Origin of the sequence: Pseudomonas sp. SG20056 (genome assembly GCF_031764535.1) — a bacterium.
Taxonomy (GTDB): domain Bacteria; phylum Pseudomonadota; class Gammaproteobacteria; order Pseudomonadales; family Pseudomonadaceae; genus Aquipseudomonas.
The window spans coordinates 1463070-1474911 of record NZ_CP134499.1 but is presented as its reverse complement, the minus strand read 5'-3'; the positions used below and the strand labels follow the sequence as shown (position 1 = coordinate 1474911).

The 11842-nt window shown below is 64.4% G+C and carries 9 protein-coding genes; 5 read left to right on the top strand and 4 right to left on the bottom strand.

Annotation, left to right across the window (positions count from 1 at the left end; translation table 11 throughout):
• Positions 1-29: 29 nt before the first annotated feature.
• The 5 genes from RHP75_RS07045 to RHP75_RS07025 all read left to right on the top strand — a co-directional run bounded on the left by RHP75_RS07045 (position 30) and on the right by RHP75_RS07025 (position 5141).
• Positions 30-1007 (top strand): tripartite tricarboxylate transporter substrate binding protein, encoded by a 978-nt coding sequence (locus RHP75_RS07045; protein WP_311091108.1) that lies wholly within the window; start codon positions 30-32, stop codon positions 1005-1007.
• A gap of 138 nt (positions 1008-1145) precedes the next feature.
• Positions 1146-1589 (top strand): tripartite tricarboxylate transporter TctB family protein, encoded by a 444-nt coding sequence (locus tag RHP75_RS07040; RefSeq protein ID WP_160087996.1) that lies wholly within the window; start codon positions 1146-1148, stop codon positions 1587-1589.
• Positions 1590-1591: 2 nt separating this feature from the next.
• Entirely contained in the window at positions 1592-3100 is a 1509-nt protein-coding gene (locus RHP75_RS07035; protein WP_160087998.1) for a tripartite tricarboxylate transporter permease, read from the top strand.
• Complete coding sequence (locus RHP75_RS07030; RefSeq protein ID WP_311091106.1) at positions 3093-4124, top strand: AbrB family transcriptional regulator; 1032 nt, start codon at positions 3093-3095, stop codon at positions 4122-4124. The genes RHP75_RS07035 and RHP75_RS07030 overlap by 8 nt, the downstream gene beginning before the upstream one ends.
• Before the next feature lie 147 nt (positions 4125-4271).
• Positions 4272-5141 carry a DUF6279 family lipoprotein gene (locus RHP75_RS07025; RefSeq protein WP_311091105.1) on the top strand — a complete coding sequence of 290 codons (870 nt, stop codon included), beginning with the start codon at positions 4272-4274 and terminating at the stop codon, positions 5139-5141.
• A gap of 7 nt (positions 5142-5148) precedes the next feature.
• Here RHP75_RS07025 and ung read toward each other — a convergent pair whose 3' ends face one another.
• From ung to RHP75_RS07005, 4 genes are all read right to left on the bottom strand, one after another.
• On the bottom strand, positions 5149-5841 hold the full coding sequence (ung, locus tag RHP75_RS07020; RefSeq protein ID WP_311091104.1) for a uracil-DNA glycosylase: 693 nt from the start codon (positions 5839-5841) through the stop codon (positions 5149-5151).
• A 201-nt stretch (positions 5842-6042) separates the two neighbouring features.
• Positions 6043-7476: an efflux transporter outer membrane subunit gene (locus RHP75_RS07015; RefSeq protein ID WP_311091102.1), complete on the bottom strand. Its 1434-nt coding sequence runs from the start codon at positions 7474-7476 to the stop codon at positions 6043-6045.
• A complete protein-coding gene (locus RHP75_RS07010) occupies positions 7476-10613 on the bottom strand; it encodes a multidrug efflux RND transporter permease subunit (protein ID WP_311091101.1) in 3138 nt (1045 codons plus the stop codon). The genes RHP75_RS07015 and RHP75_RS07010 overlap by 1 nt, the downstream gene beginning before the upstream one ends.
• Before the next feature lie 16 nt (positions 10614-10629).
• Complete coding sequence (locus RHP75_RS07005) at positions 10630-11784, bottom strand: efflux RND transporter periplasmic adaptor subunit (protein ID WP_311091100.1); 1155 nt, start codon at positions 11782-11784, stop codon at positions 10630-10632.
• Positions 11785-11842: the final 58 nt, after the last annotated feature.

The following is an 11842-nucleotide window of genomic DNA, read 5'->3' as shown; positions in this document are numbered from 1 at the left end:
TCCACAATAAGAGCTCAGAGGAATACCCCATGAAAACTGCCTTTACCCGCATCGCCCTGGCCACCGCCTGCATGGCCTTTGCCGGCCAGCTGCTGGCCGCCGAACCCAAGCGCCCAGAATGCATCGCCCCGGCCAAGCCCGGCGGCGGTTTCGACCTGACCTGCAAACTGGCGCAGAGCGGCCTGAAAGACGCCGGCCTGCTGAAAGCACCGATGCGCGTCACCTATATGCCCGGCGGTGTCGGCGCGGTAGCTTACAACGCAGTAATCGCCCAGCGTGCCGATGACCCAGGCACCATCACCGCGTTCTCCAGCGGCTCGCTGCTCAACCTGGCGCAAGGCAAGTTCGGCCGTTACGACGAAACCGGGGTGCGCTGGCTGGCAGCGGTGGGCACCGATTACGGCGCCATCACCGTACGTGCCGACTCGCCGTATCAGAGCCTGGATGACCTGGTGCAGGCACTGAAAAAAGATCCAACCAGCATCGTCTTCGGCGCTGGCGCCACCATCGGCGGCCAGGACTGGATGCAGACCGCGCTGATCGCTCGTCTGGCCGGCATCGACCCGAAAAACCTGCGCTACGTGGCCTTCGAAGGCGGCGGCGAAACCCTCACCGCCATGCTCGGCGGCCATGTTCAGGTCACCTCCAGCGGTCTGGGCGAAGTCACCCCGCAACTGGCGGCGAAGAAAGTACGCATCCTCGCCGTGCTCTCCGAAGAACGTCTGCCAGGCAAACTGGCCGATATCCCCACTGCCAAGGAACAGGGCTACGACATCACCTGGCCGGTCATCCGCGGCTTCTATATGGGCCCAGAGGTGACGGACGAGCAATACAACTGGTGGAAACAGCAGTTCGACAGCCTGCTTGCCCGTGAAGACTTTGCCACCCTGCGTGAACAGCGCGACCTGCTGCCGCTGTCAGTCACTGGTGACGAGCTGAAAGCCTTGGTCTTCAAGCAAGTTGAGGAATACAAGGCGCTGGCTGGCGAGTTCGGCCTGATGCAATAACACCAGCACCACCCTCTCCCAGGCGGGAGAGGGTCGGGGTGAGGGGTGGCAGTGATAAACCGCACCACCCAATCCCCTCCCCTAACCTCCTCCCACTGGGAGCAGGCTTTAGATGCCCAAGTTCTGAGGTAATCCTCCATGTACGTTCGCCTGTTCGCCGCGAGCTGGCTGCTGTTTTGCGCCGTTCTCGCCGTCATCGCCTGGGGCTTCCAGGCACCCTTCGCCTATGACCCGGTCGGGCCGCGCGCCTACCCGTTGCTGCTGCTCAGCCTCATGTCAGCTGGCAGCCTGTGGCTGGTGATCAAGCCCGGCTTGCTGGAGCAGACGCTGAATACCCGCGCTGCCGTGCGTGCGGTGCTGTGTGTACTGGCGCTGCTGGCTTACGCGCTGCTGTTCGAAGTGCTCGGCTTTGTCATCAGCACCACGCTGGCCACCTTCGCCCTTGGCCTGCTGTTTACCGGTCGCCCGCTGCCCTGCGCCATCAGCGCCGTGCTAATGGGTGTGCTGCTGTATGGCCTGTTTGATTACCTGTTGGATGTGCCGCTGCCCCTCGGCCTGTTCGAAGCCTTTGTGGAGAGCTGAAAATGGAAACCCTGAATTTCTTGATGCAAGGCTTCGAAGTCGCCACGCGACCGGAAAACCTGCTGGTCGCCTTGTTCGGTGCCTTTGTCGGCACCATCGTCGGCCTGTTGCCGGGCCTTGGCCCGATCAATGGCGTAGCGCTGCTGCTGCCACTGGCCTTCGCCCTCGGCCTGTCGCCGGAAACTGCACTGATCCTGCTCGCTGCCGTATACCTGGGCTGTGAGTACGGCGGACGTATCTCGGCGATTCTACTTAACGTACCCGGCGACGCCGCAGCGGTGATGACCACCCTCGACGGTTACCCTCTCGCCCGCCAGGGCAAGGCCGGGATCGCCCTGTCGCTGTCGGCCGTCAGCTCGTTTATCGGCAGCATGATCGCCACCTGCGGTGTGGTGCTGTTCGCGCCAATCCTGGCCAACTGGGCAGTGGCCTTCGGCCCGGCCGAGTACTTTGTACTGATGATTTTCGCCATCGCCTGCCTCGGCGGCATGGTCGGCGACAAACCGGTTAAAACCCTAATGGCTGCGTTGATCGGCCTGGCTTTGGCCACCGTTGGGGTGGACTCGACCACCGGCGTGTATCGCTTCACCTTCGGCAGCGTCAGCCTGTCGGACGGTATCCAGTTCGTTATCGTGGTGATCGGCTTCTTCAGCGTCAGTGAAGTGCTGCTGATGCTGGAAAAAACCCACAACGGCCAGAAAGCCGTGAAGGCCAGCGGCCGCCTGCTGTTCAACTTTAAAGAGTTCTGCTTCACCTTCTGGACCATGGTGCGTAGCGCCGTGGCCGGCTTTGTCATCGGCGTTCTGCCAGGTGCCGGTGCGACCATCGCCAGCGCCATGACCTATATGACGGAAAAACGCATGGCTGGCCCGAACGGTAAGTTCGGCGACGGCGACCTGCGCGGCCTAGCGGCACCGGAAGCGGCCAACAACGCCTCGGCCTGCGGCTCGCTGATCCCCATGCTGACCCTCGGCGTACCGGGCTCCGGCACCACGGCAGTAATGATCGGCGCACTGACGCTGTACAACATCACCCCCGGCCCGCTGCTGTTCGAACAGCAGCCAGACGTGGTCTGGGGCCTGATCGCCTCGCTGTTTATCGGCAACGTGATCCTGCTGGTGATGAACATTCCACTGGTTGGCCTGTTCGCCCGCATGCTCAGCGTGCCCAACTGGGTGCTGGTGCCGGCGATCACCGTGATCAGCATGGTCGGCGTGTACGCGGTGCACAGCACCACCTTCGATCTGGTCCTGATGATCGGCCTCGGCGTGTTCGGCTATATCCTGCGCAAGCTGGACTTCCCGCTGTCGGCGCTGATCCTCGGCTTCGTTCTCGGCGAGTTGATGGAAGACAACCTGCGCCGCGCCCTGTCGATCTCCGCCGGCGACCTGAACATTCTATGGGGCAGTCCGATCAGCCTGTGCCTGTGGGCACTCACCGCACTGATGCTGGCCCTGCCAGGTCTGCGCTGGTGGCGTTCGCGCCGTGCGGCGCAACTGGCCAATGCCTAAGTTGCACATGCTCACCGGCTGGCAAAGCTGGTGGGCCACGCCCCTGGTCGGCTTGTCAGGCGGCTATCTGGCCAGCCTGATCGGCTGGCCTTTGCCGTGGATCATCGGCTCGCTGCTGGCGGTGATCGCCGCACGTTGTAGCGGCTGGCTGATCACCGAGCTGCCCGGCGGGCGCAAGACCGGCCAGTGGCTGGTGTCCAGCGCCATCGGCCTGCATTTCACCAGTGAAGTATTCGGCCAACTGCTCAGCCACTTCGGCGTGATTCTGCTCGGCGCCCTGCTCACCCTGCTGCTCAGCCTGATCGGTATTGTCGTGCTACGCCGCGCCGGCCTCGATCGCGCCACTGCGTTCTTCGCCAGCATGCCGGGTGGTGCCAGCGAGATGGTCAACCTGGCGCAACGGCACAACGCCGAAACCGCCAAGGTGGCCGCCGCCCACAGCCTGCGATTACTGCTGGTGGTATTGCTGATTCCGGCAATCTTCACCTGGAGCCTGCCGCCCATCGCACCGCCAGCACCTGCAGCGGTCAGTTGGCCCTGGTTGGCGCTACTGCTACCAGCTGGCGCGCTGCTGGCTTGGCTATGGGGACGTTTGGGCCAACCCAACCCGTGGATGCTAGGCCCGCTGACTGTCTGCGCCGTAGCCAGTGTCAGCTTCGAGCTGCACCTGGGCTTGCCCGATGGCCTCGGCCAGACCGGCCAATGGCTGATCGGCTGCGCCCTGGGTTGTCACTTCGACCGCAATTTCTTTCGCAGCGCACCGGGGTTTCTCGTGCGCATTCTGCTGTTCTGCCTGCTCGCCATGCTCGCCGCCGCCGCGCTGGGCCAAGGCCTGGGCTGGTTGGCCGGGGAAAACCAGAATGCACTGATGCTCGGCATGATGCCCGGCGGCATCACCGAACTGTGCCTGACGGCTGAAGCATTGCACCTCTCGGTGGCGCTGGTCACGGCCTTGCAGGTGCTGCGGCTGTTTCTGGTGATGTTTCTCGCCGAGCCATTATTCAGGCTCTGGCAACGCAGCTGATGCGATTACAACGACCACGTTTAGCCCGCCTTGTGCGGGCTCTTTTTTGCCTGCAACACAGCAGTTTTTGTTTAACAGATATGTCTGTAGCCACCCAGCCGCAGGCGACGGCGGTACTCTCAGGCCCTCACCATCGAGGCATCCTTTATGAGCGTACTGCGTTGGCCCGCCGTGAAAATCCTGCTGCTGTTGCTCTGCCTGAGCCTACTGATTAGCGCCTGCAGCCGTGCCGGCCTGGCGTACCGCAACCTGGATTGGCTGGTGCCCTGGCGACTGAACGATTACCTGAACCTCGACAGTCAGCAGCAGGCCTGGCTCAAACCCCGCTTGCAAACGCACCTGCAATGGCATTGCAGCGCCGAATTGCCGCGCTATATCGACTGGCTGAAAACCACCGAAAACATCCTCGCCCAGCCGCAGCCCGACAGCGCTCAGCTGCTTGAGCAATTCGCCCAGTTCGATGCCGCGCTCAAACGTATCGGCATCGAGATCACCCCCACCGCCATCGAGTTGCTGCCGGGCCTGAGCGAACAGCAGGTCCGCGAGCTTTACGCCGCGATGGATGAAGACAACCTGGAAGATCGCCAGGACTTTCTCGATCCGCCGCTGGCCATCCAGATCAGCGAACGCCAGACGCGTATGCAGGAACGTCTACGGCCTTGGCTCGGCCGCCTGAACAGTGCACAAACTGAGCATATCGCCACCTGGGCCAACAGCCTCGGTGAGCAGAATCGCCTGTGGCTGGAGAATCGGCAGCTGTGGCAGGCCGAGCTACGCAAGGTGGTCGCCGAACGCGATAGCGCAGACTTCGCCGAGCGGCTAACCCCGCTGTTGCAACAACGCGAGCGTTTCTACAGCGACGAATACCGTGCCAGTTATGGTCGCTCACGCCAGGCGTTGGCCACGCTGTTCAGCCAGCTGTTGAGCAGCAGCGATAAGGCGCAGCGCGAGCGTCTGAGTCACCGCCTGCGCGACCTGCGCCGCGACCTGACCGAGCAGCAGTGCGACGCCGCTTAACAGGCTGTTAAGCCGCAGGTAAGCGCCAGTCGATCGGGCTCAGCTCATGCTGCTGGAGGAACTTATTGGCACGGCTGAAATGGCCATTGCCGATAAAGCCACGGTGCGCCGACAGCGGCGAAGGGTGCACGGATTTCAGCACCAGATGCTTGCTGACATCGATGAGTTTTTCCTTGCTCTGCGCATGGGCGCCCCAGAGCAGAAACACCAGACGCTCCTGCTGCTGGCTGACCACCTCGATCACCTTGTCGGTAAAGGTCTGCCAGCCGATCTTGGCGTGAGAGCCGGCGATGCCATGCTCCACCGTCAATGAAGTGTTAAGCAGCAGCACGCCCTGCTCGGCCCAATGCTGCAGGTTGCCGTGATCGGGAATGTCGATATTCAGGTCGCGCTTGAGCTCTTTATAGATGTTCACCAGCGACGGCGGCGTCTTCACCCCAGGCTGCACCGAGAAGCACAGACCATGGGCCTGCCCAGGGCCGTGATAAGGGTCCTGGCCGATTATCACCACTTTGGTCTGCACTAACGGCGTGGAATTCAGCGCATTGAAGATCAGCGAGCCAGGCGGATAAATCTGCTTGCCTGCGGCCTTCTCGCTGCGCAGAAAATCCCCCAGCTCACGCATATAGGGCTTCTCGAACTCTGCATGCAGCGCGGCCTTCCAGCCGGCTTCGAGTTTGACGTTATCGGCGGCGCTCATGCCTGAATCCTGCTTAATCCAACGAAGACGGCACGCTAAGGAAGGCGCCGGGGCAAGTCAAGACCAGCTCAGACACATAGCAGCCGCACCTTATCGCGCGGTTCAATCCTTCTCCGCGTATCGGCAACAGCCTTGAATTGGCCGCATCTCACTGAGGCGGTCCTTATAAATCTCATAGATCAGCGCCATACAGAGGCTGCCCTAGTCAGCTGTATCAACTGCGGCAATCGACGCTCCGCCTGGATTAAGCCCCCCGCCCAGTGCCTTGAACAACACCACGGCATTGACGCTATCTGCGCGGCGCAGCTCCAGCAGCGCCTGCCGTGCGGCCTGTAACTGGCGCTGGGCGTCGAGCAGCTCCAGGCGGCCGTCGACGCCTGCGTGGTAACGCAGGTCGGACAGTTGTAGGCGCCTTTCTGCGGCGCTCACCGCGCGCAGTTGCGCCTCGATCTGGCGGTCGAAGGTGGCGGTTCCCGCCAGGGCGTCGGCCACCTCGCGGAAGGCGGTCTGGATGGCGCGCTCGTACTGCGCGACCGCCTCGTCTTTGCGCACTTCGGCCAGGCGCAGTTCGGCGCGCAGGCGCCCGCCCTGAAACAGCGGCTGGGAAATCTGTGGAACGAAACGCCAGACCTGCCCGACCGGGTCGAATAAACTGCCGAGCGAGGTACTGGCATAACCGAAGGAGGCGGTCAGGGAAATCTGCGGGAAGAACGCTGCCCGCGCCGCGCCGATATCGGCGTTGGCGGCGACCAGAATCTGCTCGGCCTGACGCAGATCCGGCCGATTCAGCAACAGGTCGGCTGGCAACCCGGCCGGTAGCTGCGCGATCACCGATTGGCGCTTCAGTGGCAAGCCAACAGGGAGATCGCTCGGCAGTTCACTGCCCACCAGCAACTGCAGGGCGTTGTCCGCCTGTGCCAGGGCGCGGCGGCGTGCCTCCAGATCGGCTTCAGCCTGGGCCACCTGCCCTTCGGCCTGGGCCACGTCCAGGCTGCTGCTCTGCTCGGCCTGCTTGAGCAGACGCGCCAGTTCCAACGATTGCCGCCAGTCGGCCAGGGTACGCTCGGTCAGTTGCAGTTGCTCATCGGCCAGACGCTGGGTGAAGTAGGCTTCGGCCACCGCACCGACCAGCGCAATCTGCGCCGCATCGCGGCCCTGCTCGCTGGCCAGGTAGCGAGCGAACGCGGCATCGGAGAGCGCGCGCACACGGCCGAACAGGTCCAGTTCGAAGGCGCTCAGGGCGACGTTCACCCCGGTCTGCTGGCTCACCTCGCGGCTGGTCTGGCCATTTGCATCGGTGCTCAGGGCGCGTTCACGCGTGCGCGTTCCATCCAGCCCCACAGCCGGCAGTCGCGCGGCGCGCTGGATGTTGGCTTGCGCTTGCGCCGCCTCGACGTTGAGGGTGGCCAGGCGCAGGTCACGGTTATTGGTCAGCGCCAGGTCGATCAGCCGTTGCAGGCGCGGGTCGCCGAACATCGCGCGCCAGCCCAGGGCACTGGCCGGCAGCGACAAGGCCGGTGCGGTAGTGTTCACAGGAAAGCTCGTCGGCACCGGTGCGACTGGTCGCTCCAGGGTCGGCGTCAGCGAGCAGGCGCTGAGGCCGGCGAGCAGTGGCAGGAGCAGTAACAGGCGCATCAACGATTCTCCTGAGGTGTCGCAGCGACACGGCGTTGCGCACGCCAGGCGCTCAAGCGCTCCTGCGTGCCAATTACGAAGACAAAAAAGGCCGGCACGAAGAACACCGCCAGCAAGGTGCCGCTGAGCATGCCGCCGAACACCCCGGTGCCGATGGCGTGCTGGGTTTCGGCACTGGCGCCGGAGGCCAACATCAGCGGCACCACACCGAGGGTGAAGGCCAGCGAGGTCATCAGGATCGGCCGCAGGCGTAGGCGTGCGGCGGTCACGGCAGCGTCGATCAACGTGCGCCCCTCGCCATGCAACTGGCGGGCGAACTCGACGATGAGGATGGCGTTCTTCGCCGACAGACCGATGATGGTGATCATCCCCACCTTGAAGAACAGGTCGTTGGGCATGCCACGCAGCATCACCGCCGCCACCGCACCGAGCAGGCCTAGCGGCACCACCAGCATTACCGATAGCGGGATCGACCAGCTCTCGTACAGCGCCGCCAGCACCAGAAACACCACCAGCGCCGAGAGCAACATCAGCAGTGGTGCCTGCGCCGCCGACTGTTGCTCTTGCAGCGACTGCCCGGTCCAGGCCAGAGCGAATCCCTGCGGTAACTGCGCCACCAGGCGCTCCATCTCAGCCATCGCCGCGCCGCTGGACACGCCAGCCGCCGCGCCACCGGCGATACGCACGGCGGGAAAGCCCTGGAAGCGCATCATCTGCTGTGGCGACTCGCTCCACACCGGCGTCACCACCTCACGTAGCGCCACCATGCCGCCGCCGGCATTGCGCACGCGGAGGCCAAGCACGTCGTCCAGTTGCATGCGCGCCGGGGCGTCGGCCTGCAGGATCACCTGCTGCATGCGCCCGGCATTGGGGAAATCGTTGACGTACAACGAGCCCATGGCAGCCGACAGCGTGCTGCTCACCGCCGCGAAGGACAGACCCATGGCCTCGGCCTTCTGCCGGTCGATCTCCAGGCGGATGCTCTCGCCGGGCGGCAGACCATCGGGGTAGACATCGCTGACCACCTCGCTCTGCGCCGCCAGTTCCACCAGCTGCGCCTGCGCCGCCAGCAGCGCGGCTTCGCCCCGGTTGGCACGGTCCTGCAGGAACAGGGTGAAGCCCGAGGATGTGCCCAGCTCGTCGATCGCCGGCGGCATCAGGCTCATCACCGTGCCTTCGACGTTGTCGGCCATGGCCTGTTGCGCCAGCTCGGCTTCTTCGGCTGCGGTCGCGCCATCGCGCTGATCCCAGTCCTTGAGCATGGTGAAGGCCATGGCCGCGTTGGGGCCGGAACCGGCGAAACTGAAGCCCAACACCACCAGGTTGGCGTCCAGCCCCGGACGCGAGGCCACATGCGCCTCGTAGGCCTTGACTACGTCCAGCGTGCGTTCGCTGGTGGCACCGGTGGGCAACTGGATGGAGGTCATGAAGTATCCCTGATCCTCTTCAGGCAGGAAGGACGACGGCAATTGTGCAGCAGCGATGGCCAGCACCGCGCAGAGCACGGCGAAGGCCACCATCATCCGCCCGCTACGCCCGACCAGAAGCGCCACCCGCGCCGCATAGCTCGCCGTAAGGCGCTCGAAGCTGCGGTTGAAGGCACCGAAGAAGCCGCGTTTTTCATGATGATCCGCGCTCACCGGGCGCAGCAGCGTGGCGCACAGCGCCGGCGTCAGGCTCAGGGCGAGGAAGGCCGAGAACAGGATCGACACCGCCATCGACAGGGTGAACTGCTGGTAGATCACCCCCACCGAGCCACTGCCGAAGGCCATGGGGATAAACACGGCGGTGAGCACCAGGGTGATGCCGATCACCGCCCCGGTGATTTCCCGCATAGCCTGCCTGGTCGCTTCTTTCGGCGACAGCCCTTGCGTGGCCATCAACCGTTCGACGTTCTCCACCACCACGATGGCGTCATCAACGATGATGCCGATGGCCAGCACCATGCCGAACATGGTCAGCGAGTTGATCGAGAAACCGGCCAGCAGCATCACCGCGAAAGTACCGAGCAGCGCGATGGGCGCGACGATGGCCGGAATCAGCGTGTAGCGCAGGTTCTGCAGGAACAGGAACATCACCAGAAACACCAGCGCCATGGCCTCGAACAGGGTGTAGATCACCTTCTCGATGGACACCTTGACGAAGGGCGCAGTATCGAACGGCACCGAGTAGGCCATGCCGGCCGGCATGCTCGGCGCCAGCTCGGCCAGGCGCTCACGCACCTTTGATGCGGTGCGCACGGCATTGGCGCCGGGCGACAGCTGGATGGCGGCACTGGTCGCTGTCACGCCGTTTTCACGGTTAGAGAAACCGTAGGACTGCGCACCCAGCTCAACCCGCGCCACGTCACCGAGTACTACCTTGGCGCCGTCGGCGCCAGCACGCAGAACGACGGCGGCGAACTGCTCCGGCGTGCTCAGTTGCCCCTGCACGGTCAGCGGCACGGTCAGGCGCTGGCCTGGCAACGCCGGCTCATCGCCGATCCGCCCGGGGGCAATCGACGCGTTCTGCTGCTCGATAGCCTGGGCCAGTTCATTCATGGTCAGGCCATAGGCGCTGAGTTTGTTGGGGTCGACCCAGACGCGCATGGCCTGCTCGGCGCCAAACAGCTGCACGCGGCCGACGCCTTCGATGCGGCGCAACTCCTGAACGATGTTGCGCGCCAGGTAGTCATTCAGCGCGACTTCATCGAACTGGCCGTTGGGCGAGGTCAGACCGACCATCATCAGAAAGCCCGAGGCGGCGGATTCCACCTGCAGACCGCTCTGCCGCACGGCCTGGGGCAGGCGCGACTCCACCGCCTTGATGCGGTTCTGTACGTCCACCTGGGCCAGCTCCGCATCGGTGCCCGGCTTGAAGGTGGCAGTGATCTGCGCGCTACCCGAGGTGTCCACCGAGGACTCGAAGTACAGCAGGTTTTTCACCCCCGACAGCTCACGCTCGACCAGGCTCACCACCGAGTCGTTGAGCGTCTGCGGGGAGGCCCCCGGATAGGCGGCATAGATGGTCACCGACGGCGGCGCCACCGAGGGATAGCGGGCAATGGGCAACTGCGGGATGGCGATGACGCCGACCAGCACGATGAACAGGGCGATGACCCAGGCAAACACCGGCCGGTTGATAAAGAACTGCGGCATGAGGGCTTCTCCGGAGTCAGCGCGCGGCGGCGCTGAGTTGTTCGCGGGTGGCGACGGGCTGCCAAGGGCGCGTGGCGACCTGGACAGCGGGGCTCAGGCGCTCGATGCCCTCGATCACCACCTGCTGCCCGGCGCTGATCCCGGACACCACACGGTAACGGCCTTCGACCAGTTCACCGACCTCGATAGGCACCGGCTGGACCTGGCCCTGGGCATCCACCAGCCACACGTTGGCCTGACCTGCCGTGCGGGTCACCGCCTGCTGCGGCACGCTGAGGGCGGCGGGGTAATGTGCACGGAGAATCCGCGCCTGCACGTAGAGACCGGGCAGCAGGCGGCGTTGCGGGTTGTCCACCAGCACGCGCAGCAGCACGTCGCCGGTGCCGGCATCCACCTCGATGCCGGAGAACAGGATGCGCCCGCGCATACCCAGCGGCTTGCCGTCGCTGCCGAGGATGTCGACGCTCAACTTCGGTGTCGCCGCGCCGGCCTGCTGGCGCAGTGTGTCCAGTATCGAGGCGGACTGGCGCACGTCGACGTACACCTGGTCGATCTGCTGGATGCGCGCCATGGGCGTTGTATCGGTGGGCGATACCAGCGCCCCTTCGCTGACCAGCGCCTGGTCGATGCGTCCGGCAATCGGTGCCTCGACGCTGGCGAACTGCAAATCCAGCTTGCGCCGTGCCAGCGTCGCCCTGGCCTGGGCCACATCGGCGGCGGCCTGCTCACGCTGCGCCACGGCATCGTCGTACACCTGGCGGCTGACTGCCTCGGCCTGCACCAGCCGCGTCAAGCGCTCGACCTGTACCCGTGACCGTGCCAAAACTGCCTCGGCACGCTGTAAAGCTGCGGCAGCACTATCAACTTCGGTTTTGAACGGCGCCGGATTGATCTGGAACAACACGGCACCGGCCTCGATCTCGGCGCCCTGTTCGAACAGACGGCGCTGCACGATGCCGCCAATCTGCGCACGAATCTCGGAGCTGCGTACGGCGGCCACCCGCCCCGGCAGGTCCTCGCTGATCGCCAGTTCGTGCGGCACCAATGTCATCACCGACACCTGCAGCGGCGTCGGTGCTTCGGCTTGCTCGGGTGCCGAATCACACCCTGCCAGTGCCAATACGGCAATTACTGCGAGCACGAGGCTCAGTTGCCGGTATTTACTGCCCATAACCCACTCCTCGTTACACGCTACGCCCGGAAGACCTGATGACGACCGGGAGCTGATC